Raw genomic sequence first — 25,256 nt, forward strand, 5'->3', positions numbered from 1 at the left:
CCACTGTTGGCAAGCTATTCGGCCGGGGCCGGGGCGGTTGTCGGGGCACGACGCCACGGGACGCGATGGCCGTTCAGCCAGCGCCCCATGAAACTGTGGCGCACCAGCAGTTCGTAGGTGATCAGACTGACCGCCATGGTCCCGCCGATGACCAGTCCGAATTTGACGAACCACGGCAGGACCGCGTTCACCACCAGAACCTGTCCGACCATGACCAGCGGCAGATGGATCAGATAGATCCAGTAGGAGGCGTCGGCCAGATAACGGCGAACCGCGCTGCGGCCCGAGGCGAACCGCAGGGCCAGGGACAGGGCCGCAAAGGTCGAGGCGAAGATGGCCAGGGCCATGACCGTCGCCAGCGGGGCCTTCAGGTTCGGATCGGTGACCGGCATCAGCGGCGGCACCGGTCCGCCCGCCAGCACCAGGGCAGCGGCCCCGACCCCCAGGGCCACGACGGTGAAGACCGGCCACAGCCGCTCGATCCGGGTCAGCAGGTCGCGACGGCGGTCCAGCAGGAACCCCAGGCCGAAGGCGGTCCCGAAGGCGGTCAGGGCCACAGGGTTGGGCACCAGCCCCGTGTCCGGCGTCGGAATGCCGAAGAACGGAATCCAGTCGGGGGCCAGCCAGAAGGCCACCGCCAGCGGCGCGGCCATCAGGACCGGGGTCCAGGGTCCGATCAGGGCCCCTGTGATCCGGTCGACGACCCGGCCCCAGCCGCCACCGCGATCCATCACGGCGAAGGGCGCGCGCAGGACCAGCATGGCCCCGTAGAGGATCAGCAGCACCCACAGGAACCACAGATGGGTCAGGGGGAAATTGCCCACGGTCATCGCCGGCGGCGGCGGGCCATCGGTCGGGATCACCCCGCCGTTGCGGATCGCCGCCATCCAGATCAGCACCGCGACGAAGGCAGCGAAGATCGGGGTCCACAGGGCGGCCAGCGGGCCGGCGATGCGGATCAGCCGGTCCTTGATGAAGCCCGCGGTCCCGCGCCGGTGCAGCATCATATGGGCGAACAGGCCGGCGATCAGGAAGAAGCTGGTCATCCGGAACAGGTGGATGGCGAAGAACAGGATGCTCGCCAGCGGCGAGTTGTCGGTGTCCGGAACGATCCAGATCGTCACCGGGAAATAGGCCATGGCCGCGTGCAGGACCACGCCCAGCAGCAGGGCGGTGCCGCGCAGGGCATCGAGGCCGTGCAGGCGCTCGGGCGGGCGGGCTTCGGATGACGACATGACGGGCTCCCCTCTTGATGGAAATCCGCATCTCACAGACCTGTTTGAAATGCAAACTGGTTCATCAAAACAAGAGGCGCGCAGCCGGGGCCACGCGCCTCTCCGGGCCAGGCCCGTATCAGTGAACGGTCGGCACGACCTCTGCCACCGGCTCGGTGGCCGGGGTGATCGGCACCGAAACCGAGGGGCCGCTGTTGGGGAAATTGGCCTCGTCACGATTGGGGGTCACCCCCTTCTCCAGCAGGTCCTTGATCTCCTCGCCCGACAGGGTTTCGAACTCCAGCAGGGCCTGGGCCAGTTTCTCGAGATCACCCGACTTCTTCTTCAGGATCCTGCGCGCCTCGTCCCAGCCGCTGGTGACCAGCTTCTTGACCTCGGCGTCGATGATCCGCGCGGTCTCCTCGGAGACGTTCTGGCTGCGAGCCACCGAGTGTCCGAGGAAGACCTCCTGTTCGTTCTCGCCATAGGCCACCGTGCCGAGCACGTCGGAAAAGCCCCACTGGGTCACCATGCGACGGGCCAGTTTCGTGGCCTGCTGGATATCCGAACTGGCCCCCGAGGTGATGTTCTCCTTGCCGAAGATCAGCTCCTCGGCCACCCGGCCGCCGGCCATGATGGCGATGCGGTCAATCATCTGCTGGTATTTCATCGAATAGCGGTCGCCCTCGGGCAGCTGCATGACCATGCCCAGGGCCTGGCCACGCGGAACGATGGTCGCCTTGTGCACGGGGTCGGCCATCTTGACGTTGATGGCGACGATGGCGTGACCGCCCTCGTGATAGGCGGTCAGCCGCTTCTCTTCCTCGTTCATGGCCATCGAGCGCCGCTCGGCCCCCATCAGCACCCGGTCCTTGGCGTCCTCGAAATCGCGATGGGTGACCATGCGCCGGTCCTTGCGGGCCGCGGTCAGGGCCGCCTCATTGACCAGATTGGCCAGGTCGGCCCCCGAAAAACCGGGCGTGCCGCGGGCGATGGTGCGGACGTTGACGTCGGCCGCCAGCGGCACGTCCTTCATGTGGACGCGCAGGATCTTTTCACGCCCGCCGACGTCGGGGTTGGGCACCACCACCTGGCGGTCGAAACGACCGGGACGCAGCAGGGCCGGATCCAGAACGTCGGGGCGGTTGGTGGCGGCGATCAGGATGATGCCCTCATTGGACTCGAACCCGTCCATCTCGACCAGCAGCTGGTTCAGCGTCTGTTCGCGCTCGTCATTGCCGCCGCCGACACCGGCCCCGCGGTGACGACCGACGGCGTCGATCTCGTCGATGAAGATGATGCAGGGGGCATTCTTCTTGGCCTGTTCGAACATGTCACGCACACGGCTGGCCCCGACGCCGACGAACATCTCGACGAAGTCCGAACCCGAGATCGAGAAGAAGGGCACGCCCGCCTCCCCGGCCACGGCGCGGGCCAGCAGGGTCTTGCCGGTGCCGGGAGGTCCGACCAGCAGCGCGCCCTTGGGAATCTTGCCGCCCAGACGCTGGAACTTGCCCGGGTCCTTCAGGAATTCGACCACTTCGGACAGCTCGTCCTTGGCCTCGTCGACCCCGGCCACGTCCTCGAAGGTCTTGCGACCCTTGTGCTCGGTCAGCAGCTTGGCCTTGGACTTGCCGAAGCCCATGGCCCCGCGCGCGCCGCCCTGCATCCGGTTCATGATGAAAAGCCAGAAGACGATGATCAGGCCGACGGGCAGCAGCAGGCCCAACATCCCCATCCACCATGGCGACTTCGTCGTCTTGACGTCCACCTGGGCCCCGGAGGCGCGGATCGACTCGACCAGGTCCAGATTGGGATAGGGGGTGACGGTCGTGAATTTGCTCTCGTCCTTCAGCGTCCCGGTGATCTCGTCACCCTTGACCACCGCATCGACGATCTGCTGGCCCTGAACGGCGGTCACCAGCTGCGAATAGTTGATGACGACCGGCTTGGCCGCAGCCGCGCCGTCGGCACCCGGGGTCAGCGACCCGCCGCGGTCGACCAGCAGGGTCGCGGCCAGCATCATCAGGAGTATGGCGCTGATAATGGCCATGTTGCGAAGGTTCATTCGGTCCTCGGTCGCTTGTCTTGCAAGCCGGTCCGGCGACGATGCCGGCACGGTCTGGGATGGTTCAGATAGAAAATAGGGGGTCCGGAGGCATTGCGCCATGCAGCGCGTCACCGAGGCCCGTCTCATGCGTCGTTTCGTCCAGCGCCAGGGCCAGCCGTTCGCCGACCAGACACCTCACCCTGCCGGTCACCCCTGCAAGAACCGGTGCATCCGAACCTTCCCGGATCAGGACAGCCAGGGTCGGCCGGGCCGCCGACGGCAGACGGGCCAGACGCTGCCGGTCATCGGGCGATAGCCGGGCCAGCCGCCCGGCGGCGGCCACCACCCGGGTCCCGGCCGCCAGGCCCGCCAGTTCGAACCGGCCGTCCCAGACCAGCCCCCCCCCCGGCGTCGCCACCTGCGGGGTCGGCGGAAACCGCACGAACTCACCCGCCTCGCGCATCAGGGTCACGTGGGCTCCGAGGGCCTCGATCCGGGTGCCACACATCGCCGCCGTGAAATCCTCACCCGCCGCCAGCCGCACCAACAGCCGGGCCAGCCGCTCGCCGCGGGGCGGCCGGTTTCCCCCGCCGGCACAGACCGCAGCGGTGGCGAGGGTCCGCCCGCTCGCGGCGCGGGACAGCTGGATGATCCCGACGGCCGAGACCCTGGGGGCCGGCCCCCGGATCGTCCGTGGCTGGGATGCCGTCGGCGGCGGTACCGCCCCTGCGGCCAGGTCCTGACGGGCCCGGCTGCGGGCATAGCGGGGATCGACATTGCCCGGGTCCTCGACCCAGCCCAGCCCGCGCTCTGACAAATAGGACCGCACCCGCTCACGGCTCTCGGGCAGCAGCGGCCGCAGCAGCATCAGTCCCCGTCCCTGCGGCCAGGCCGGTGACGGGGCCCAGGCCCGGATCCGTCCCAGGCTGGACCCGCGGGCCCGCATCCAGTCGGCCTCGGCCACATCCGACGATGTATGGGCGAACAACATGACCCGCGCGCCAACCTCACGCGCGACGTCGGCAATCAGGGCATGGCGGGCGGCCCGCGCCGCGGCCGGCAGGCCGGTCGACGGTCGCGGGCCGTCCCAACGCACCCCGCGCCACGCGACCCCAACGGCGGCTGCGGCCCGGGCGGCGGTGGCATTCCAGCGGCCACTGTCAGGATTCAGCCCGTGATCGACAGTGACGGCCAGCAGCCGCCGGCCGCGTCGCGCCGCCCACAGGGCCGCCAGATCCAGCAGGGCCATGGAGTCGCCGCCTCCGGACAGGGCCAGGACGATCGGGCGGTCGACATTAAACTCAAGACGCGCATCCAGCCGCTCGAAAACCCGCGACGCCAGACCGGCCGCCGGAGTCGTCGCGCCGGGCCCGATCGGCGTCAGCTGCACCCGGCGCGGGTTTTCACCTGGGTCGCACGGGTACGCAGGGCCGCGGTCGCACCCTCGGCATAGCGTCGCGTGAACTCGCCCAGGGCCCCGCACGCCTGGGTGTCGCGATCGCTGGCTTCCAGGGCGGCGGCCAGTTTCACGGTCGTCTCGGCGGCCCACGGCGTCCGCGGCCAGCCGGACAGGGCGGCGGCATAGGCCTGCACAGCCCCGGCCTGGTCGCGCGCGCCGACCCGCATGTCGCCCAGGGCGACATTGGCCTCACGCGCCTGGGGCGTGTCGGGCCAGGTCACCACGACCGTCTCCAGCGCGCGTCCGCCCCGGGCCGGATCGGCCGTGACCATACGCACGGCCAGGGCCAGGTCCTGGGCGGCATCCCCGGTCGGCGAATGGGCGGTGATCGGACCGTTCAGCTCGGCCTCGGCGCGGGCCGCGTCCTCGATGGCCTTCACCCGTCGTTCGAAATCGGTCAGTCGCGTCCGCAGGGCGCTGTTGTCCCGGGTCGCCTCTTCCAGCTGGAAGGTCAGGCGTTCAACGTCGCCATTGACCCGCTGCAGGGTCGCCTCCACGTCATCGACACGCCGGTCGAGGGTCGAGACCCGCCCCTGCAGGGCCAGGACCTCGGGATCGGTCTGCAGGATGAAGGGTTCGCCGGCGGCGCTGGCCTGGTTCAGGGCCCGATCGACGCGGCGCACCGTGCGCTCCAGCTGTTCCAGCCGGCGCTTGTCCCACTGGATCGGTTCATTGGGCACGGTCTGGGCGACCGTCGTCCCGGCGATCAGGGCCAGGCCGATCGCCGTCAGCACGGCCTTCTTCGAGCGGAACAGGTCAGGTTTCAGCGTCATGGATCAACGGTCCCACCGTTTTGCGGCACCCGCAAGGCGACTCCTCCCCGCCGCACCGCGACAGGGAGGAAAGGCGAGTATCAGCGCGGCGCGCCGGAGACGATGGCGGTGTGGGCGTTGCGGTTGCGCGCCCAGGCGGCCTCGTTCGAGCCTTCAGCGATCGGGCGCTCCTTGCCGTAGCTGATGGTGTCGATCCGACCGGCGGGAATGCCGCGATCGACCAGATAGTTGCGCACGGACTCGGCGCGACGGGCGGCCAGGGCCAGGTTGTATTCACGGGTGCCGCGTTCGTCGGCATTGCCCTCGATCCGGATGGTCACCTGCGGATAACGCTGCAGCCACTGGGCCTGGGCGTCGAGACGGGCGAAGGCTTCGGGACGGATCTGGTACATGTTCAGATCGAAATAGACCCGGTCGCCGATGTTGACGACAAAGTCCTGCTCGGAGCCGGGCGTCACAGCCCCCACCGGAGCACCGGTCACCGGCGTCGTCGGCGCAGTCGGATACTGCGGCGCGGCCGGGGGCGTCGGCGGGGTATTGTCAACCACAGGGCGCGTCGCGCAGGCGCCCATGGCACTGACGGCGACGCCGACGAGGGCGAGACGCATAAGGGTCGAGGTCTTCATCGGGTCGTCTCCTGATAGGATTCTGAAAGAGCAACTCAAGCTCGGCTATACTGGACCGGAAACACCGATCCAGCCAATTCACCTGCCACGCTTCTGCGATAACGAACAGTTGAGGGGTCGGTTCACCGGGGCGACCGGGATCGTCAGTTCGGACAGCTGTCGGGACTCTGGCCGAAGCCGATGTTCGACGGCGGGCCGTCCAGCAGCGGCGACCAGGCCGGATCCGAGCCGCGCCCGGCATAGCCGGCCTGGGACACCACCCGACCGCTCAGGTCGACGGTCCACAACCGGGCGTCGCCGCCGGGGGCCGATCGGGCGAACATCACATAACGGCCATTGGGGGCCCAGGACGGACCCTCCTCGAAATAGCTGGACGACAGGATACGCTCGCCCGAGCCGTCGGTATTCATCACCCCGGTCGAGAACCGGCCACCCGACTGTTTGGTGAAGGCGATCATGTCACCGCGCGGGCTCCAGGCCGGCGAGGTGTACAGGCCGCCCCCGCGCGAAATCGGGCGCTGTCCCGAGCCGTCGGACCGCATCACATACAGGCGCGGCGTGCCGGTCCGGTCCGAGTTGAACACGATCTGCGATCCGTCCGGGCTGAACGAGGGCGAGGTGTCGATGCCGGGGTCCGAGGTCAGGCGCGACAGCTGCCGCGTCCGCAGATTGATCACCCAGACGTCGGTATTGCCGCCCTTGATGATCGAGAAGGCGATGCGCGACCCGTCGTTGGAAAAGCGCGGGGCCAGCACCTGACCGTCGAATTCGCCCAGGCTTTCGCGGCGGCCGGTCGACAGGTTGTAGATATAGATGCGGCTGTAATCCCGGCCCAGCGCCACATAGGTGATCTCGTCCGGGTTCGAGGTCGAGAAGCGCGGCGACATGATCACCTCGTCGCCCTGGGTCAGGAACACCGGATTATAGCCGTCCTGGTCGGAGATGGTCAGGCGGCTCAGCTTGTTCAGCTGGGTCCCGCTCTCGGCCACAAAGATGACCCGGCTGTCGAAGAAGCCGGATTCCCCGGTCATCCGCTGATAGACGACGTCGGCGATCTTGTGGGCGATCCGCCGCCACTGCTCGGGCGTGGCCGTGAACTGGTAGCTGACCAGCTGGCATTGGCGGTACGGGTCATACAGGCGGAAGCCGACGTCGTTGCGGCCGTCGGGCCGCGGGGTGACACTGCCGTACAGCACGGCCTGGGCCCCGATCGCCGTCCACTGCGGAAAATTGGGCGCATTGGCCAGGGTCAGGCCGGTCTCGACGAAACCGGCCGGATCCAGCGGTTCGAAATAGCCGGACCGGCGCAGGTCACCGCGCACCACGCCCGCCAGTTCGGGCCCGTTGACGCCGCTGAACGGGGCGATGGCGATCTGCAGCGGTCGCAGGACCCCCTGGTCAATCTCGACCTCGACCGGCTGTCCCGGCTCGGCAGGGGTCTGGGCCTGCGCTGCCAGCGGCATGGCCATGGCCAGGGCGGCAACGGTGGCCAGAAGTCGATTGAGACGCATGAGGAGCTCCCGCAAATTCACGTGACGCCAGTCCTTATCGCCAGACTGCAACACGATGACCAGTCATCCGCCTGAATGGGGCGACTTTGCGGTCGGCAACCCCTGCCGCCCGCGGCATCGCCCGGTCCGGTCGACCTACCGGCCGCGACAGGCGCGTTCAGTGTTGAAGCTGGGCCGGAACGTGCCCCCCTCAAAGCCGGACGGCACATCGAACGGAGCCGTCTGACGCAAGGCGCGGATCGCGCCGTCAGCGGCCGCCCGATAGACGGCGTCCGACCGCGGCGACACCAGGGTCGGCCCCGCGGTGATCCGCCCGTCGGAGGACAGGGTCACATCGATCTGGATGCGCAATTCGTTAGCCCCGGGAATGTCACAGGGCAGGATCCAGTTGGGATATATCTGGTTGAAGAAGGCCGTCGACTGCGGCCCGGTGGCCTGGGAGGCGGTTCCGCGGCCCTGCTGGCCCGTCGCCGGGGTCCGGCCCCGGTTCGGCGTGGTGCGCGGCGCGCCGGCCAGGGCGTCGAGGTCGAGGGTCGGTTCCTCGCGACGCGGGGCCGGGCGCGGCGGGGTCGGCCGGGGCGGGGTCGGGGTCGCCCGCGGCGGCGTCCGCTCGGCCGGACGCGGTGTGGGGGTCGGCGTCGGGGTCGGCACCGGCGGCACCGGTTCAGGCGGCGTGGGCTGCGGCTCGGCCTCGGGCACCGGGGCGGTCGAGGCGTCTTCCTCGCTCGGCGTCTCGGCCGGATTGTCCGGGGCCGCCGCGGCGATGACCCTGTCCGAAACGATCGTCACCGGCACCGCCGTCACCAGCGGCTTCAGCGCATCGCGATGCTCGAAGGTGACGAAGGCGAGCGCAACCACCCCCGCGTGCAGGGCGATGGAACCGAGGATCGCGGGGCTGGGCCGACGCACGGAGTCAGCCCTCCGGATCGGTCGCGGCGCTGGCCTGGGGAGCCGTGTCGGTGATCAGGTTCAGCTTCGTAAAGCCAGAGGCGCTGAGCCGCGCCATCACCCGGGCCACCGCCTGATAGGGAGCCGCCCCGTCAGCGCGGATGAACACCGGGGTCTCGCGTCCGGTCTCGCCCGCCGCTTCCGCGACGCGCAGGATCAGCTGTTCCCAGCGCGTCTCGCTCTCGCCGACGAAGATATTGCCGTTGCGGTCGATCGAAAGACTGACCGGATCGCGGCTCTGTTCGACCGCCCCGGCCTCGGTCTTGGGCAGGTCGACCGGCACCCCGACCGTCAGCAGCGGGGCCGAGATCATGAAGATGATCAGCAGCACCAGCATCACATCGACCAGCGGGGTGACATTGATCTCGCTCAGCGGCCGCTTGCGCGCCCGCCGCCGTCCCCGCCCATGTCCGCCGCCTCCGGTTCCGCCCATCGCCATGAGTCAGAGGCCCCGGCGCGGGCTGGTGTCGACGGCGGGCGTCGCCGCCGGCGCGGTCGGGCCGCCCAGGCGACGCGCCACGGCGGCCTGCAGATCGTCGGCGAAACTCTCCAGCCGGCCGGTGAACTTGCCCGCGTCGATCGAGAATTTATTGTAGGCGATATAGGCCGGAATGGCCGCCGCCAGACCGATGGCCGTAGCGAACAGGGCCTCGGCGATCGCCGGGGCCACGGTGGTCAGATTGGTATTCCCGGCCGAGGCGATCGCGTCGAAGGCGTTCATGATGCCCCAGACCGTGCCGAACAGGCCGATGAAGGGCGAGGCGGTCGCCACCACCGACAGCACCCCCAGACCCTCCTCGATGCGCTGCCCCTCGCGGGCGATGGTCGCGTCCAGGGCCCGGTCGATCCGGGCCATCAGCATATTGCCCTGGCCCTCCGTCAGGGTCCCGCCCTTGCGGGCCTCGCGCCAGTCGGTCACGGCAATGACCAGCATGCGCGGCAGGGCGTGTTCCGGCTCGGGGCCGGCGCGATTGGCGATCTCCTCCAGCGGACGGCCCGAGGCGACCTCATGCTCAAAGGCCGTGGCCTGGCGGTTCAGGGTCGTGAACCGGACCGCCTTGTCGATGATCACCGTCCAAGACCACAGGGAGGCGATGCCGAGGCCGATCATCACGACCTTGACCACCCAGTCCGCGGTCATGAACAGCGCCACGGGATTGATCATCGAGGCGTCGGCGGGCACGGTCATGGTTCAATCCTCGGCGTGGTCTGCGGCCCTATCCTGCGGGCCGGCGTGACCTTTGTGTGGCATTGTTCCCGGGGTCTAGCCGGGACCGGCGATTCCGTCACCTGGTTACACCTGACAGGAACATGAACCGTCAAGCTTGCGCGGCCAGCCAGGGCGCGACCTTGTCGACCAGCGCCCGGGTCGGGCGGCACGGCCGTCCGTCCAGATGGATACAGACCGCCACCACCTCGGCCCGGCACAGGACATCGTCGCCCCGCTCCACCGATTGCGAGATCAGCAGCCGCGGCCCCTTGATCGCCCGATAGGTGGTCCGCACCACCAGGGCGTCGTCGATCCGGGCCGGCTTGAGGAATTTCAGCTCCAGGGTCGAGACCACAAAGGCCATCGGCCGGTCGCCGTCCAGCAGATCGGCATGACCGACCCCCATCAGCCGCAGACAGTCCGACCGCCCCCGCTCCAGATAGCGGACATAGTTGGCGTGATAGACCAGGCCGGTGAAGTCGGTGTCCTCGTAATAGACCCGCACGGGCAGCAGATGATCGCGTCCGTCGAAGCGTCCGGCGGTGGGAGTGTCGGTCATGGTCAGTCGATCACCGAGGCTGCGGACGGGGGTTCGGGAAAGCCGGGACAGTTCGTCGCCAGCAGGGCACGGAACTCGGTGCTCAGCGGATCATGGCTCAGCAGCATCCGGTTGGGGCGGGAGACGAAGCTCACGGCCGCGCCGCGCGGTTTCGACGCGACATAGCCGCAGACGACCCGCCCCGTGCCGGCCTCGATCAACTGCACCTCGGCCTCGGGGCCCAGCTGGTCCCGCGCCTGACGCAGCACCCGCTCCGATACGGGCTCACGGGCGTCGCGCGGGGCCTGGCCCTGCGTGGCCAGCCACAGCAACACCCCGCCCAGCACCAGGACGGCGATGCCCATCACCGCGATCAGCCTGTCGATCCGTATCGCCCGCCGTGCCATGCCGCCTCCGTCCGAAGCGTCAGCATGACCGGCTTTGCCGACGGGGTGAAGGCCCTGTCCGCTGTCACTTGCCGCCGAACAGCGCGGCCTGATCCGGCCCGGCCGGCGGGGCGGTCAGGCCCAGATGCTCATAGGCCCGGGCACAGGCCATCCGGCCGCGCGGCGTGCGCTGGATAAAGCCCTGCTGCAGCAGATAGGGTTCGATCACATCCTCGACCGCGTCCCGCGCCTCGGCGATGGCCGCGGCCAGGGTGTCCATCCCGACCGGCCCGCCGCCGTAGTTCTCGATCAGGGCCCGCAGGAAGCGCCGGTCGTTGGCGTCCAGCCCGGCCTCGTCGATCTCCAGCCGCGCCAGGGCCCGCGCTGCCACCCGCCCGTCGATCACCGTCGCCCCCTCGGCCCCGGCAAAGTCACGCACCCGCCGCAGCAGCCGCCCGGCCACCCGCGGCGTGCCGCGTGACCGGCCGGCGATCTCGCGCGCGCCGTCGTCGGTCATGCCCACGCCCAGCTTGCGCGCCGCCCCGCTGATGACCCGCATCAGCTCCTCGGCTGTGTAGAATTCCAGCCGCAGCGGAATGCCGAACCGGTCGCGCAGCGGCGTGGCCAGCAGCCCGGCCCGCGTCGTCGCCCCGACCAGGGTGAAGGGGGCCAGGTCGATCCGGACCGACCGCGCCGACGGCCCCTCGCCGATAATCAGGTCCAGCACATGGTCCTCCATCGCCGGATAGAGGATCTCCTCGACCGTCGGGGCCAGGCGGTGGATCTCGTCGATGAACAGCACGTCGCGCGGTTCCAGATTGGTCAGGATCGCCGCCAGATCGCCGGCCTTGGCCAGGATCGGCCCCGAGGTGGTGCGAAAGCCCACCCCCAGCTCCCGCGCCACGATCTGGGCCAGGGTGGTCTTGCCCAGCCCCGGCGGGCCGAACAGCAGCACATGGTCCATCGCCTCGCCGCGCCCGCGCGCCGCCTCGATGAACACCTTCAGATTGCCCTTGGCCTGTTCCTGACCGACGAAATCCGCCAGCACCTGCGGCCGCAGGGCCCGGTCATGGGGCTCGCCGGGGGCCGGTTCGGGCGAGATGATGCGCGCGTCAGTCATGCCAATAACCGTTCATCCCCGCGAAGGCGGGGACCCAGTTCTTTGGATGATCGGAGGTGACGATTTCAAATTCATGGCGGTCCACCGCACGGTGCCGCCGCTCAGATCTGGGTCCCCGCCTTCGCGGGGATGCACGGAACAGGAACGTCACCGCCCCAGCTCCTGCAGGGCCGCGCGGATCACCGCCGACAGGTCGGCCCCCTCACCCAGCCGCGTCAGGGCCTGGTCGACCGAACGGCGCGCATTGACCTCGGCCACGCCCAGACCCAGCAGGGCCGAGACCGCCTCGCCGGTAACACTGGGCACCGGGGCCGCGACCTCGGCGTGAACACCCGTTCCGCCGGGCGTGAAACTGACCTCGCCCAGCGACTTGCCCTTCAGCTCCAGCACGATACGCAGCGCCAGTTTCGGCCCGACGCCATTGGCCCGGGCCACCGCCGCCTTGTCATCACGGGCCACCGCCGCCGCCAGCTCGGCCGGCGGCAGGACGTCCAGCACCGACAGGGCCGCCTTGGGCCCCACGCCCTGGATGCCGGTCAAGGTGGTGAAGGCCCGGCGCTCGTCCCGCGTCAGGAAACCGTACAGCCGTGGTCCGTTCTCGGCCGACCAGCTGGATTCGATGTGCAGGATCGCCTCGTCGCCCGGGGCCGGCAGCCGCTGCAGCGTCCGCGCCCCGCAGGCCACGACATAGCCGACCCCGGCGCAATCGATCAGGCAGTGGCCTTCCTCGACCTCGGCCAGCATGCCTCTGAGACGACCGATCATGCCGCCCCCCGGATCGGCAGCAGCTTCATCCGCCTGAACTGGGCATGGGTGATGGCCACGGCCAGGGCGTCCGCCGCATCGGCCTTCACCTCCCCCGCCGCCGGCAGCAGGCGTTTGATCATGAAGGCGATCTGGCTCTTGTCGGCATGTCCGGCCCCGACCACCGTCTTCTTGATCAGGTTCGGCGCATATTCGGCCACACTCAGTCCGGCCCGCGCCGGGGCCAGCATCACCGCCGCCCGCGCATGGCCCAGCTTCAGGGTCGAGGCCGGGTTCATATTGACGAACACCTCCTCGATCGCCGCCTCGTCACACTGATGGGCGGCGCAGACCTCACCGACCGCCTCCAGCAGATACAGCAGCCGCTCGCTGAACGGCGCACCCTCGGGCGGACTGACCACACCGTGTGCGACCCAGCGCAGGCGCGAGCCCTCGGCCACGATCACGCCCCAGCCGGTGCGGCGCAGACCGGGGTCCAGACCCAGGATTCGGGTCGCAGCAGGAATCGGAACGTTCGTCATTCGTTCCATTCATGCCCCAATCGCGGTTACCGAACAATGACCAGCGGTTCCGCCGCCTCAATTGTCGCGCGGAATGACCGAGAACCCGGCCAGGCCGGTGGTGTCCGACAGCCGCCGGACCAGGGCGTCGATGTCCAGCGGCATCTGCCCCCGGGCCTTGATATGCTGCTCGTGCAGCTGGCCGTCCGGGCTCAGCACATGGCCGATCTGCACGCATTTCAGCCCGTTCTCGCGCAACAGGTCGCGCAGGGCGGCCTCGTCCGGGGCGCTGCCACGGGCCCAGCGCAGATGCAGGTCCAGCACCCCGATATGCGGCAGCTGCGCGTCCAGCAGCCGCAGGATGGCCAGCACCGCCAGGGTGGCGACCGAGCCGATCAGGGCCAGCTGCAGCATGCCGACCCCGAACAGAACCCCGATGGCCGAGGTCATCCACAGGGATGCCGCCGTGGTCAGCCCCTTGACCGAAAACCCCTCGCGAAAGATCACCCCGGCGCACAGAAAGCCGATGCCGGTCAGCAGGCCGTGCGCCATCCGCGTCGGATCGATGACCACCGTCTGTCCGGGCAGGGCGGTGAAGGCCCACTGGCTCTGGTGCATGGCGGCCAGCATCAGCAGGCACGAGGCCATACAGACCAGGATATGGGTGCGGAACCCGGCCGGATGGCCGTGATAGGTCCGTTCGACCCCGATCAGCCCGCCGGCCGTCATCGCCGCCAGCACCGGCCAGACCAACGCCCAGTCAATCATGTATTCGCTCCGACAGCTGACGAATGGGCAACCTGGAACGGTTCGACCGATCGGGCAAGACGATGCCCTCCGTGGCGATCGCGCGAAACCGGCGACAGCCGCCCGGGATCGCGCTAGCGTCACCGCGAAACGGAGAGACACCATGGCCCGTGCCAGACCCATCACCGCCGCTGTTGGTCAGGACCGCCACCGGGCCGTGGCCGTCATCCTGTTGGTCGGGCTCACCGCCCTCGCCGTCGCGATGACCGCCGGGCAGGCCCGGGCCCAGACTTCGGTGCGCCCTGACCAGACCGCCTTCCGTGACCTGTATCGCGAACTGGTCGAGACCAATACCACGGCCTCGGAAGGCAGCTGCACCCTGGCCGCCCAACGTATGGCCGCGCGCCTGACCGCCGCCGGCTATCCGGCTGGCGACGTCGAGGTCATCGTGCCCGGGGACCAGCCCCGCTACGGCTCACTCGTCGCCACCCTGCCCGGGACCGACCCCGCCGCGGCCCCCATGCTGCTGATGGCCCATATCGACGTGGTCGAGGCCAGGCGCGAGGACTGGACCCGCGACCCCTTCACCCTGATCGAGGAGGACGGCTATTTCTATGCGCGCGGCGCGTCGGACGACAAGGCCCAGGCCTCGGTCTGGGTCGACACCCTGGTCCGGCTGAAGCAGGAAGGGTTCCAGCCCCGCCGCGCCATCAAACTGGCCCTGGCCTGCGGCGAGGAGACCTCCGACGACTGGAACGGCATCAGCTGGATGCTGGAGCACCGGCCCGAAACCCTCCAGGCCGGTTTCGCCCTCAATGAGGGTGCCGGCGGCCAGCTGGACGAGGCCGGTCGCCGTCTGGCGCTGAACGTCCAGGCCGGCGAGAAGGTCTATCAGGACTTCACCCTGGTCCTGACCAACCCCGGTGGCCACAGCTCGCGCCCGAGGCAGGACAATGCCATCGCCGCCATGGGGGCGGCGCTCGGCCGGCTGGGTGACCACGACTTCGCGCTGGAGCTCAACCCCGTTACCCGGGCCTATTTCGCGGCCATCGCCGCGTCCGCGCCCGACCATGCCGCCGACCTGCGCGCCCTGACCGCGACCGACACCCCCGATACGGCCGCCGCGGCCCGGCTCTCGGCCGCCAATCCGATCTGGAACGCCTCGATGCGGACCACCTGCATCCCGACCCTGATCGACGGCGGCCATGCGCCCAATGCCCAGCCCCAGCGCGTCACCGCCAACGTCAACTGCCGCATCCTGCCCGGTCATACGATTGCCGAAACCCAGGCGGAGATCGCCCGCGTTCTGGACAATGCCGCCATCGGCATCACCACGGTCGGGGAGCCCAGCCCCACGGGCACCGCCCCGCCACTGACGGCCGACATCCTCGAACCGATCACCCAGGTCGCCGCGCGCATGTGGCCCGGCGTGCCGGTGATCCCCACCATGTCGACGGGGGCCACCGACGGCCGCTTCACCAATGCGGCGGGCATCCCGACCTATGGCGTGACGGGCATGTTCACCGACCCGGACGGCAATGGCGTCCACGGCCTGAACGAGCGCCTGCGCGTCCGCTCCCTCTACGAGGGCCGGGACTTCCTGTTCGCCATCGTCAAACTCTATGCGATGCAGGGCGACTGAGCGGCCTCAGCCATGCCGCTCGACATAGGCCTCCGGGTCCTTGTTGACCGGCCTGACCCCGGTGATGTGATCCGCGGTGAAGGCCGCGAATTTCACCGCCAGGGCATGGCGGGTCTCGACAGGGGCGGTGCGACGGAAATCGGTCAGGCCCTGCCGCTCCTCCTCGCCCATATGTTTTGAGTTGACCACATTGGCCCGGCCGACGGCCGCGACCCAGGCCGGGGTTCCGACCCCGTGCTTTTCGACGGCCTTGACCGCGTCACGCAGGCTGTTGTGATCTTCAATGGCGTCGACGGTCTCGGGGCCCGCGTCGTCGCCCTCGGCGTCATTGGCGGCTTCGCCGACCTTCAGCAATTCGGGATAGAAGAACCGCTCCTCGGCCTCGGCATGGGCGTCGAGAAAGGCCGACAACCGGCCCCAGACCGCCGTCAGCGCCGCCGTGTCGGCGGAGTCGATCTGTTCAAGGATCGCGAACAGCCGGCGCTGTTCGGCATGGTCGTCGAGAATCAGCTGGGTGATATCCATCAGGGGTCCGGCAAATGTTGAACTTGCCGACCTAACCCCCGACCGGACGCGCCCGTTCCATCATCCGACGGACCGGCCCTGTACTCAGCCGGCGATGGCCTGGATGGTCGCCGGGCCCTCGTGAGCTCCGGACCGCTCCCGGCCGCTGCGGTCGCGACGGGCCGTGTCCAGCGCCGCCGTGGTCATGGCCGAATCGGCGCGCACGCCTTCCAGCTCGGCGCGCAGGGCGGTGACCTGTTCGTTCAGGGCGGCGACCTGGTCCTCATGATCGGCCAGGGCCTTGTTCAGCTTGGCCTGGGCCTTGGCCAGACGGTCCTCGCTGCGGGCCAGGGCCTTCTCGTGGACGGCGGCGGCCTTGGTCAGGGATTCGGCACGATCGACGGCGGCATGACGGGCGCTGTCCATGGCGGCATGACGTTCGCGCGCCTCATAGACCACGACCTCTAGCCCGCGGATCCGCTCCAGGGCCCGGTCGAGACTGGTCTGAAGTTCCTCGCCGCGACGTTCGGCGGTCTGGGACGTGGCCTGGAGTTCGGCCAGGCGCGAGGCCTGGTCGGCGTTCAGCGTCTCCAGCCGCAGCGAGCGGGCGGTGGCCGTATCGAGTCGCGCCAGCAGGGCCGCGGATTCGGACCGGGCGCTCTCGGCCTGGTTTTCCATGGCCCGCAGCACGCGGGCGCTCTCGGCCTGTTCGGCGGCGGCGCGCGAACGTTCCGCCGTCAGCTGGGCCTCGACGGTGGCGGCGGCGCGCGCCAGGCTGGCCACCTCGCCGGCGACCTCTTCCATCCGGCGTTTCAGGGCTTCATTTTCGTCGGCCGCCAGCCGGTGATCGCGACTCGACAGGGCCCGGGCGGAGTCAGATTCGACCCGCGCCGCGTCCACCGTGGCCAGCTGCGAACGCAGGGCGTCCTGATCCTGTTCCAGCTCGGCGATCCGCTGCGAACTGTTGCGGTCCGAGGCCTGCAGGGCCTCCAGCTGCGCCGAGGACTGCGACAGGCTGGTCCGCAGGCGGTCCAGCTCCAGCCGCGCCTCCTGCAGGCCCGTGGCGTGTTCGTCGCCATAGGCTTTCAGCTCCTCGATCCGCGCCTCGGCCTCCGAGGTGGCGGCAACGAGGGCGCGGTTTTCGGTCGTGACGACCTCAACCCGCTCGGCCATTTCGACCTGGGCGTTACGCAGGTTGATCAATTCGATATGGGCGTCGCGCCGCGCGGTGAACTCCTCGGTCAGGGGCTCACGCACCTCGCCCAGCAGGGATTCAAAGGCGCGGAACTGCTCGGCCAGATCGCCGAGCTGGTCCAGGCTGCCGAGAATGGTCTCGAACCGTTCGCCGATCATGCCCGAGGCGGCCTCGGTCGCGGCGGACCCCGGCTGTTCGGTCACAAGCGCGGGGCGACCGCGGTCACCTTTACCGGCGGCACCGGCGAGGGCCCGATCAATTCTGGACAAAAGCATCATGGTCGCTCCTCGACATCCATCTGACCGGGTCGACCCGAGCGAGTGCAGGTGCCCGCATCAACGCGCCGGCAGCGCCTCCCCAATCATTGATCAAGGGTTAATGAGACTCGCGACTTCTGTCGAGGGTGGAGCCATTTCATCCACCGCTGGATGATCGTATCGCCCCCGGCAGCGGCCCGGCCGGCTATTCCAGCCGGAACCTCATCGTGAAACTGATCGTCGTCGGGACCGCCACGCCATCCACCGTCCGGGGCTGGAGGCGGGCCTGGACCGCCCCGGCCAGGGCCGCCTGACCAAAGCCGGCATCCGCCGGCGTCTCGCTCAGGATCCAGCACGACTTGATCTGCCCTTCGGCGGACACCGGGCATCGCAACTCGACCCGACCGCTCTCGACCCCCTGCCTCTGCGCGCGGTTCGGGTAGACGGACCGGGGCTGAACCCGCCAGGACGGGTTGACGATGACCCGTCCCGCGTCCTTCGCCGCGGCCTCCTCCGACGCCCCGGGCCGGTCGACGGGCGGCGGACCCGGCAGGGGCTCGACATAGGGCGGGGGTGCCTCGGTCCCGGCCACGGCCGTTGCCCACCAGTCGCTGATCACCTCACGCTGCGCGCCGATGGCCCGGACCCCGACGACCGCCAGTCCGGCCATGACAAGGGCCAGGACGACGGCGACAGTCCAGGCCAGGAGCGCGATCCGGTCCGGCCCGCGCCGCACTCCGGGAACGGGCTCCACGGCCCCGGACGGCGCCGCCGCCCCGCTATCGCCCCCCGGCGTCGTCATCCCCCGTAGGTCGCCATATCCTCGTCGGAGATGTCCTCGTTGGAGTAGACCGCCGAGACGTCGTCCTCGGCGTCCAGCGCGTCGAGCAGCTTCATCAGGGTGCCGACCGCCTCGCCGGTGACCGGCACCTCGGACTGCGGCTTCCAGACGATGGCCGTCGACTTGGCGTCGCCCAGGATCTTGGACATGGCCTCGGCCACCTCGTTCAGATCCTCGAAGGCGGTCCAGATCACGTGGCCCGGCGCGTCCTCATAGATGTCCGGCTTGACCAGATCGCTCTCGACGTCCTGGGCCCCGGCCTCGATCGCGGCCTCCATCACCGCATCCTCGGACCCGGCCTCGGCCGGATAATGGATCCGCCCGACCTTGTCCCACATGAAGGCGACCGAGTTCATCTCGCTCAGCGCCCCGCCGTTCTTCTTGAACGCCGTGCCGATGTTGGAGTTGGCGCGGTTGCGGTTATCGGTCAGGGCCTCGACGATGATGCCGACCCCGCCGGGGCCGCGGCCCTCGTAGCGGACCTCCTCCATCGTATCGATGTCACCGCCGGCGGCCTTCTTGATGGCCCGGTCGATCACATCCTTGGGCAGGCTCTCGGCCTTGGCGTTGTTGACCGCCAGGCGCAGGCGCGGGTTCAGGGCGATGTCGGGCATGCCCGACTTGGCCGCCACGGTGATGTCGCGCGACAATTTCGAGAACAGCTTGGATCGCACCGCATCGGCGCGCCCCTTGCGGTGCATGATGTTCTTGTATTTGGAATGGCCAGCCATGAGTCCGTCGTCTGAAATGGCGAAAACGTGAGGCGGGCATCTAGCCCGGACCGCGCCACTTGTCACCACGGCCCGTCATCGGGAACCGCCAAGCTTGCCACGGATTATCTGTCTACCCCTGCCGGAGTCGCTGAATGACCGTTCCCCCGATCGACGAACCCACCGAGGCCCGCACGGTCGAGGGCGTCCTCTATGACGCCGCCAATTTCCAGTATGACGATCTCGATGGCGACGACCGGATCGAACCCGCCGTGGCCCGCGCCCTCAGCATCCGCGCCGAGGTCGCCGGCGGCAGCCTGCTGGCCGCCTTCGCCCTCGGCGTCCTGACCACCGTCGTCGTCCTGACCCTGCGCGACCGGCTGGACGACTAGACCTTAAGCGACTCGAGAAACCCGCGCATCGAATCCGTCAGCGGCACCGGCTTCTTGGTCTCGCGGTCGACATAGACGTGGACGAAATAGCCGACCGCGGCGGCGTCATCCTCGGCGTTGCGGAACAGGCCGATCTCGTAGCGCACCGACGACGAACCGACGTGCGCGACCCGCACCCCGGCCTCGATCTGGTCCGGAAAGGCCGTCGGCGCGAAATAGCGGCAGCCGGTCTCGGCCACCAGGCCGATCACCGCCCCCTTGTGGATGTCGATCTGCCCGGCCACGACCAGCAGCCGGTTCACCGCCGTGTCGAACCACGAATAATAGACGACATTGTTGACGTGGCCGTAGACGTCATTGTCCATCCACCGCGTCGAGATGGCCTGGAAACGCCGGTAGTCGCTGCGCTTGGTCCGTTCGATCGTGCCTGTCATATATGTCTCCCCTGATGCGCTGTCGCTCGGTGCGCGGCACCTCGCTGCCTGAGCGCGTTCTGTGCGCGCTTCGTGATGACGCTCGGGCTTGGCGAACGCGACGTCAAGCGCCTAGCGTCAACGTATGAAAACCCGCGCCGCCGTCCTCCGCACCCCGGGTGCGGCCCGCCCCTATGCCGACAGCCGGCCGCTGGCGATCGAGACCGTGACCCTGGACCCGCCCGGCCGCGACGAGGTTCTGGTGGCCATCAAGGCGGCCGGCCTGTGCCATTCGGATCTCAGTGTCATCAACGGCGACCGCCCCCGCCCCCTGCCCATGGCCCTGGGCCACGAGGCCGCCGGGGTGGTCGAGGCCCTGGGCGAGGGCGTCACCGACCTGGCCGTCGGCGATCATGTCGTCATGGTCTTCATGCCCAGCTGCGGCCACTGCAACCCCTGCGCCGGCGGCCGTCCGGCCCTGTGCGAACCGGGGGCCGCGGCCAACGGGAAGGGCGAGCTGCTGGGCGGCGGCAAACGGCTGCACGGGGCCGACGGCGACCTGAACCACCACCTCGGCTGTTCCGCCTTTGCTGAACGGGCCGTGGTCTCGCGCCGCTCGCTGGTCAGGATCGACCCCGCCCTGCCCTTCGCCGAGGCGGCCCTGTTCGGCTGCGCCGTCCTGACCGGGGTCGGGGCCGTGGTGAACACGGCGGGCGTCCGGGCCGGCCAGTCGGTCGCCGTGGTCGGCCTCGGCGGCGTCGGCCTGGCCAGTGTGCTGGGCGCGCTGGCCAGCGGGGCCTCGCCGGTCATCGCCGTCGACCTCAGCGAGGACAAACTGGCCCTGGCCCGCAGCCTCGGCCCGGTCCTGACCGTCAATGCCGCCGACCCCGACGCCGTCGACCAGGTCCGCGCCCTGACGAATGGCGGGGCGGACTTTGTGTTCGAGATGGCCGGCTCGGTCCAGGCCCTTGAGAGCGCGTGGACAATGACCCGCCGCGGCGGCACCACCGTCACCGCCGGCCTGCCCCCGCCCGAGGCCGCCCTGGCCGTCAATGTCGTCACTCTGGTCGCCGAGGAGCGCACCCTGAAGGGCAGCTATATCGGCACCTGCGTCCCGTCCCGCGACCTGCCCCGCTACGTCGCCCTGTATCGCGCCGGCCGCCTGCCGGTCGACCGCCTGATGAGCGGCACCATCGCGCTCGACGACATCAACGCCGGCTTCGACCGCCTCGCCGACGGCGAGGTCGTGCGGCTGGTGGTGGAATTCCCGGGCTGACCCGATCGCCGTTGCGAAGCCCTTGTCATCCCGGACGCCGCAACGCGGCGATCCGGGACGGCGTGTGAGCGCCTTTCGGGCCTCCCGGAAATCGCAGCGCGATTGTCCGGGCACACTAAACGCAGTCAGTAATGGCGCTGTACATATTGTAGGGTGCCGAGTTCATCAAATACGTAGGTTACGCCTGGATCGCACCCAGGCGTATCAACGATAACTATAGAATCGTTGTCTGAGGTCTGCACTATTGAGCGAACTACAAATGCAACCCGGAGCTCACCATTGTCGTTAGTTACCCGTTCGACATAACAGCGACTGGGAGAGCTTCTCACTCGGTCAAATTGTTCACGAGCAAATGCCAACGCACCAGTGTTGACGCTTTCGCTGGAAACTCCTGACGCTGAGTCGCGCGGTTCGACCGCACACCCAGACAAAACTAGGAGCATCCCGATAGACGATATCCAACGTTCTGTATTGGTGCTGCACATCAAACGCATACCATCCTTATTCCGCAACCTGACCTAGGTTGCAAACTTGCGGAATCTGGTTGAATTTTACAATCATGGGCTGCCTCCTGGGGAATTCTCCCTATCCGCCCCGGCCCTTGGGGGCACGCTGGTTGCCTTTGGGAGGGTTCTGTACGCTGGCCTTTGAGACGGTACGCTAGCCGTCCTTTATAGGAGATGCCGAGAGACGTAGTTGGCATCTGAGCAAGGCTCGCCCATTGCGCGCTCCCAAAGAAGCCTCTCTGAACGTCTGATTTGTTCGTGCTCGGTTATCAGCGTAGCCACCGAATCCAGACATTCAGATCGCGACGGCGCGCACTTGTCGGTTCCGGCCCACCCACGCCCGAACATGACGGGCACAGGGCCCATCACCCCTCCAGGATCGCCTTGGCCTCATCGCCCAACGGCAGGGACGGCTGGACTCCGGCCGGCTCGCGCCCGCCGCTCAGCCGTCGACGTCCTTCAACATCAGCATCTGACCGATCAGCCGTTCCTTGTCGTCCCGGAAACCGCAGTCGACCTGACCGGAACGCGGATTGCGCCAGGTCCCGAAGACAAGGTCCCACAGGGGCAGGCCATAGTTGTTCGCATGGACGCCACGCTGGTGGTGAATGCGGTGCATCTCGGGCCGCTGCACGAAAAATCCCAGCCACCAGGGCGATCGCAGGTCGGCATGGGCCAGCAGGTTGAACAGGGTGACATAGATCAGCGCCAGCCCCGCCGACACACCGCTGACGCCCAGCAAGACATAGGCGACCGCGGCGTTCAGCAGGACCGCCAGCAGGCCGTCGAACGGATGGATGTAGAAGGCGGTCAGCGATTCAATTCGGGTCGGACTGTGGTGCAGCTGATGCACCCAGCGCCACAGCCTGTCAGACTGGTGAACCGCCCGATGATACCAGTAGGCCGCCAGACTGGAGACCAGAAAGGTCACCAGACTGGCTGAAACCGGGTCCATGGTCTCGGCGAGATGCAGGACGGAATGTCCCGAAATCCAGCGCTCGAACAGAAACCCGGCGGCGACCACCGCCACAAGATTCACGGCATTCAGCGCCCCCGCATAGAGCCGCCAGCGCTTGTCGCAGCTGGCCCGGGAGGCCGGGCCGATCACTTCGCGGGTGAAGATCACCGAAAAGGCGATCAGGGTGACGAAATAGACCACGAACAGCATCGCCCTCACCCCTCCAGGATCGCCTCGACCTCGTCGCGATAGGGCAACGACGGCTGGGCTCCCGGCCGCGTCGCTGCAATCGCCCCCGCGGCACAGGCGAACCGCAGCGCCGCCTCGGGGTCCATCCCCTCCAGCAGGGCCACGGTGATGGCCCCGACGAAGGTGTCGCCGGCCCCGGTGGCGTCGACGGCCGTGACCTGGGGCGGTGCCGCCTCGGCGACCAGGCCGCCGCGCTGGTACAGCTGGGCCCCGCGCGCGCCCAGGGTCACCACCACCCGGCCGCCGCCACTGTGCAACAGGTCACCGTAATAGGCCGCCTCGGTCTCGTTGACGACGATCAGGTCGGCCCGCCGCAACAGGGCCTCCGACACCGGCGCGGCCGGGGCCAGGTTGATACAGACAAAGCCGGTGGCCCGGCCGACCGCGGCCTCGACCGTCTCGACCGGCAGTTCCAGCTGCAGGATCAGCGGGGCGTCCAGCCGTTGCGGCAGCTGTTCCGGGCTGACCCGGTGATTGGCCCCCGCCGCCACCACGATCTGGTTCTCGCCGGACGGATCGACGGCGATCAGGGCCACGCCGGTCGCGGCCTCGGAATCGGTGATCACCCCGGCCACATCGACGTCCCCGTCCAGCAGCAGGGCCAGGGCCTCGCCGGCCATGCCGTCGCGCCCGACCCGGCCGATCATCGTCACCTCGGCCCCCAGCCGCGCCGCGGCCAAAGCCTGATTACCCCCCTTGCCGCCCGGATGCCGCGCCAGGGTCGCCCCGGTCACCGTCTCGCCCGGCCCCGGCAGGCGCGGGGCGCTGGCGACGAAGTCCAGATTGATCGAGCCGACGACGGTGATCCTCATGGCAGACGCTCCAGACTCTCGGTGATCCGGTCAAACACCCCCTGGCCGTCCGCCTTGACCGCCCAGCGATGCCGCGCCGTGGCCGCATCGACCCGGAACTCCACCGCCGTATGGCCGCGCGTCAGGTCGCTGACCGTCTCGACCGCGATCCGGCACGGCTTCAATTCGAACAGGTCCGGCTCCAGCAGCCAGGCCACGGTGCACGGGTCATGCAGCGGCCCGGCGTCCCAGCCGACGATCTCGCGCTCGACCCGCTGCGAGAAGCGCAACAGCCCCCCGGCCGCCCGCGCCGATTCGCCGTCCAGCGCCTCGATCGCCGCGATCCGCGCCTCGGTGGCCCGCACCTGATGGGTGGCGTCCAGCCCGAACACCACCATCTCGCAGCCCGAGGCGAACACCTCGGCCGCCGCATCGGGATCGGCATAGATGTTGAACTCGGCCGAGGCGGTGATATTGCCGCCCTCCGACCGCGCCCCGCCCATCACCGAGACCGGGCCCAGATGCGCCGCCAGTTTCGGCTCCAGCCGCATCGCCAGGGCCAGATTGGTCATCGGCCCCATCACCGCCAGCGCCACCGACCCGGCCGGTCGCGCCATCACCCGGTCGACGATGGCCCGGGCCGCACTGCCCGGGGCATTGCCCAGGCGCGGCTCGAACGGGACCATGTCCCCGATGCCACCCTCGCCGTGGAATTCGCCGGCGCCGACCGGTTCACGCACCAGCGGCCGGTCGGCCCCGGCAAAGACCGGCACATCTTCACGACCGGCCAGCTGGCGCATGATCCGGGCATTGCGCGCGGTGATGACCCCGGGAACATTGCCGCCGACGGTGGTCACCGCCAGCAGCTCAAGCGCGGGCGCGCCAAAGGCCAGGAACAGACCCAGGGCGTCGTCGACGCCGGGGTCACAATCGATGATCAGACTTTGCTTTTTCACGCCGCCAGCTTTGGCGAGCGTCGCGGCGAACGGCAACCGTTTCTAGCGGCAGGCCTTCACGCAGGCCTGGGCCAGAACCTCGGCCGAATCAAACAGGGGCACAGACACGTCCTTGGGGCCCAGCAGCAGGGGCACCTCGGTGCAGCCGGCGATGACCACCTCGGCCCCGCCCGCGACCAGGGCCGCGGCCAGCCGGCGCATCTCGGCCTTGGGGGCCTTGCCGGTGTCGCCGCGTTTGACCGCCATCACACAGGCCATGAAGGCCTGACGATTGGCCCCGCCCAGACGCACGATCTTGGCCCCCTGTCCGGCCAGGGCCGTGGTGTACAGGGCCTCGCCGCCCGGGGTGGCCAGCACGCCGACCTTCTTGGCCCCGCCGGCGGTGGCGGCCGCGGTGGTCTCGGCGATCATGTCGATGAAGGGCAGGCCGATGGCCCGCAAACTGGTCGACTGGGCGTGGGCGGTGTTGCACGGCATGGCCAGGACCTGGGCCCCGGCCTCGCGCAGACGCGCCGCCATCTCGCCCAGCATATGGTCGGCGGCCTCGGGCGCTCGGGTCCGGTCCGGTACCTGCGGATTGATGTCGACCAGCATGCGGATGTGATCCAGATCGCCCTCGGCCGGGGTCAGCGCCTGCACCCGCGCCAGGAAGGCGACGGTCGCCGCCGGTCCCATTCCGCCCAGAACACCCAGTACCCGCATCGTCAATTCTCCTCGTC

At 69.0% G+C, this 25,256-nt stretch carries 27 protein-coding genes; 3 read left to right on the top strand and 24 right to left on the bottom strand.

The window, feature by feature from the left end; all coding sequences use genetic code 11:
* Positions 1-14: 14 nt before the first annotated feature.
* The 15 genes from PSV00_RS14575 to PSV00_RS14645 all read right to left on the bottom strand — a co-directional run bounded on the left by PSV00_RS14575 (position 15) and on the right by PSV00_RS14645 (position 13,868).
* Positions 15-1,235: an acyltransferase family protein gene (locus tag PSV00_RS14575; protein WP_300448626.1), complete on the bottom strand. Its 1,221-nt coding sequence runs from the start codon at positions 1,233-1,235 to the stop codon at positions 15-17.
* A gap of 118 nt (positions 1,236-1,353) precedes the next feature.
* Complete coding sequence (ftsH, locus tag PSV00_RS14580; RefSeq protein WP_300448629.1) at positions 1,354-3,282, bottom strand: ATP-dependent zinc metalloprotease FtsH; 1,929 nt, start codon at positions 3,280-3,282, stop codon at positions 1,354-1,356.
* Between the two features lie 64 nt (positions 3,283-3,346).
* Positions 3,347-4,654, bottom strand: a complete 1,308-nt coding sequence (gene tilS / locus PSV00_RS14585; protein ID WP_300448631.1) for a tRNA lysidine(34) synthetase TilS — start codon at positions 4,652-4,654, stop codon at positions 3,347-3,349.
* Positions 4,645-5,496, bottom strand: coding sequence for a tol-pal system protein (locus PSV00_RS14590; RefSeq protein WP_300448634.1), 852 nt, complete (start codon positions 5,494-5,496; stop codon positions 4,645-4,647). Before PSV00_RS14590 ends, tilS begins: the two co-directional genes overlap by 10 nt.
* 80 nt (positions 5,497-5,576) lie before the next feature.
* Positions 5,577-6,122 (bottom strand): peptidoglycan-associated lipoprotein Pal, encoded by a 546-nt coding sequence (gene pal / locus PSV00_RS14595; RefSeq protein ID WP_300448637.1) that lies wholly within the window; start codon positions 6,120-6,122, stop codon positions 5,577-5,579.
* 143 nt (positions 6,123-6,265) lie between these two features.
* The gene (tolB, locus tag PSV00_RS14600; RefSeq protein ID WP_300448640.1) at positions 6,266-7,633 is read right to left on the bottom strand and encodes a Tol-Pal system beta propeller repeat protein TolB; all 1,368 of its coding nucleotides are present in this window, start codon (positions 7,631-7,633) and stop codon (positions 6,266-6,268) included.
* Positions 7,634-7,768: 135 nt separating this feature from the next.
* Complete coding sequence (locus PSV00_RS14605) at positions 7,769-8,542, bottom strand: hypothetical protein (RefSeq protein ID WP_300448643.1); 774 nt, start codon at positions 8,540-8,542, stop codon at positions 7,769-7,771.
* A gap of 4 nt (positions 8,543-8,546) precedes the next feature.
* The gene (locus tag PSV00_RS14610) at positions 8,547-9,020 is read right to left on the bottom strand and encodes an ExbD/TolR family protein (protein ID WP_300448646.1); all 474 of its coding nucleotides are present in this window, start codon (positions 9,018-9,020) and stop codon (positions 8,547-8,549) included.
* A 3-nt stretch (positions 9,021-9,023) separates the two neighbouring features.
* Positions 9,024-9,770: a protein TolQ gene (tolQ, locus tag PSV00_RS14615; protein WP_300448649.1), complete on the bottom strand. Its 747-nt coding sequence runs from the start codon at positions 9,768-9,770 to the stop codon at positions 9,024-9,026.
* Between the two features lie 130 nt (positions 9,771-9,900).
* The gene (locus PSV00_RS14620; protein ID WP_300448652.1) at positions 9,901-10,350 is read right to left on the bottom strand and encodes a YbgC/FadM family acyl-CoA thioesterase; all 450 of its coding nucleotides are present in this window, start codon (positions 10,348-10,350) and stop codon (positions 9,901-9,903) included.
* Positions 10,351-10,352: 2 nt separating this feature from the next.
* Positions 10,353-10,736, bottom strand: a complete 384-nt coding sequence (locus PSV00_RS14625; RefSeq protein ID WP_300448655.1) for a hypothetical protein — start codon at positions 10,734-10,736, stop codon at positions 10,353-10,355.
* Between the two features lie 64 nt (positions 10,737-10,800).
* The gene (gene ruvB, locus PSV00_RS14630; protein ID WP_300448658.1) at positions 10,801-11,835 is read right to left on the bottom strand and encodes a Holliday junction branch migration DNA helicase RuvB; all 1,035 of its coding nucleotides are present in this window, start codon (positions 11,833-11,835) and stop codon (positions 10,801-10,803) included.
* Positions 11,836-11,982: 147 nt separating this feature from the next.
* Entirely contained in the window at positions 11,983-12,600 is a 618-nt protein-coding gene (gene ruvA / locus PSV00_RS14635) for a Holliday junction branch migration protein RuvA (RefSeq protein WP_300448660.1), read from the bottom strand.
* Positions 12,597-13,121, bottom strand: coding sequence for a crossover junction endodeoxyribonuclease RuvC (ruvC, locus tag PSV00_RS14640; protein WP_300448663.1), 525 nt, complete (start codon positions 13,119-13,121; stop codon positions 12,597-12,599). The genes ruvA and ruvC overlap by 4 nt, the downstream gene beginning before the upstream one ends.
* 57 nt (positions 13,122-13,178) lie before the next feature.
* Positions 13,179-13,868 carry an MgtC/SapB family protein gene (locus tag PSV00_RS14645; RefSeq protein WP_300448665.1) on the bottom strand — a complete coding sequence of 230 codons (690 nt, stop codon included), beginning with the start codon at positions 13,866-13,868 and terminating at the stop codon, positions 13,179-13,181.
* A 142-nt stretch (positions 13,869-14,010) separates the two neighbouring features.
* Between PSV00_RS14645 and PSV00_RS14650 the strand changes: the two genes are divergently transcribed.
* Positions 14,011-15,489: a M20/M25/M40 family metallo-hydrolase gene (locus tag PSV00_RS14650; RefSeq protein ID WP_300448668.1), complete on the top strand. Its 1,479-nt coding sequence runs from the start codon at positions 14,011-14,013 to the stop codon at positions 15,487-15,489.
* Positions 15,490-15,495: 6 nt separating this feature from the next.
* On the opposite strand, the gene PSV00_RS14655 is transcribed toward PSV00_RS14650, so the two are convergent.
* The 4 genes from PSV00_RS14655 to PSV00_RS14670 form a co-directional block, all read right to left on the bottom strand.
* Entirely contained in the window at positions 15,496-16,014 is a 519-nt protein-coding gene (locus PSV00_RS14655; protein ID WP_300448671.1) for a hemerythrin domain-containing protein, read from the bottom strand.
* 84 nt (positions 16,015-16,098) lie between these two features.
* A complete protein-coding gene (locus tag PSV00_RS14660; RefSeq protein ID WP_300448674.1) occupies positions 16,099-17,466 on the bottom strand; it encodes a hypothetical protein in 1,368 nt (455 codons plus the stop codon).
* Positions 17,467-17,650: 184 nt separating this feature from the next.
* Complete coding sequence (locus tag PSV00_RS14665; RefSeq protein WP_300448677.1) at positions 17,651-18,247, bottom strand: energy transducer TonB; 597 nt, start codon at positions 18,245-18,247, stop codon at positions 17,651-17,653.
* The gene (locus PSV00_RS14670; RefSeq protein WP_300448680.1) at positions 18,244-19,017 is read right to left on the bottom strand and encodes a YebC/PmpR family DNA-binding transcriptional regulator; all 774 of its coding nucleotides are present in this window, start codon (positions 19,015-19,017) and stop codon (positions 18,244-18,246) included. The genes PSV00_RS14665 and PSV00_RS14670 overlap by 4 nt, the downstream gene beginning before the upstream one ends.
* 134 nt (positions 19,018-19,151) lie before the next feature.
* Between PSV00_RS14670 and PSV00_RS14675 the strand changes: the two genes are divergently transcribed.
* Positions 19,152-19,388 carry a hypothetical protein gene (locus PSV00_RS14675; RefSeq protein WP_300448682.1) on the top strand — a complete coding sequence of 79 codons (237 nt, stop codon included), beginning with the start codon at positions 19,152-19,154 and terminating at the stop codon, positions 19,386-19,388.
* On the opposite strand, the gene PSV00_RS14680 is transcribed toward PSV00_RS14675, so the two are convergent.
* Positions 19,385-19,822, bottom strand: a complete 438-nt coding sequence (locus PSV00_RS14680; RefSeq protein WP_300448685.1) for a thioesterase family protein — start codon at positions 19,820-19,822, stop codon at positions 19,385-19,387. The genes PSV00_RS14675 and PSV00_RS14680 overlap by 4 nt on opposite strands.
* Positions 19,823-19,946: 124 nt before the next feature.
* On the opposite strand from PSV00_RS14680, the gene PSV00_RS14685 reads away from it, so the two are divergent.
* Positions 19,947-21,077 (top strand): zinc-dependent alcohol dehydrogenase family protein, encoded by a 1,131-nt coding sequence (locus PSV00_RS14685; RefSeq protein ID WP_300448688.1) that lies wholly within the window; start codon positions 19,947-19,949, stop codon positions 21,075-21,077.
* A 948-nt stretch (positions 21,078-22,025) separates the two neighbouring features.
* Here the strand turns inward: PSV00_RS14685 and PSV00_RS14690 are convergent.
* The 4 genes from PSV00_RS14690 to PSV00_RS14705 are packed head-to-tail and all read right to left on the bottom strand — an operon-like array spanning position 22,026 to position 25,239.
* Positions 22,026-22,751, bottom strand: coding sequence for a sterol desaturase family protein (locus PSV00_RS14690; RefSeq protein WP_300448691.1), 726 nt, complete (start codon positions 22,749-22,751; stop codon positions 22,026-22,028).
* A gap of 5 nt (positions 22,752-22,756) precedes the next feature.
* Entirely contained in the window at positions 22,757-23,602 is an 846-nt protein-coding gene (locus PSV00_RS14695) for a ribokinase (RefSeq protein ID WP_300448694.1), read from the bottom strand.
* Positions 23,599-24,537 (bottom strand): nucleoside hydrolase, encoded by a 939-nt coding sequence (locus PSV00_RS14700; RefSeq protein ID WP_300448697.1) that lies wholly within the window; start codon positions 24,535-24,537, stop codon positions 23,599-23,601. Before PSV00_RS14700 ends, PSV00_RS14695 begins: the two co-directional genes overlap by 4 nt.
* Before the next feature lie 42 nt (positions 24,538-24,579).
* Entirely contained in the window at positions 24,580-25,239 is a 660-nt protein-coding gene (locus PSV00_RS14705) for an amino acid racemase (RefSeq protein ID WP_300448699.1), read from the bottom strand.
* Between the last annotated feature and the right edge of the window lie 17 nt (positions 25,240-25,256).

This window comes from Brevundimonas sp. (genome assembly GCF_029945885.1).
In the GTDB taxonomy this organism is placed as follows: Bacteria; Pseudomonadota; Alphaproteobacteria; order Caulobacterales; family Caulobacteraceae; genus Brevundimonas.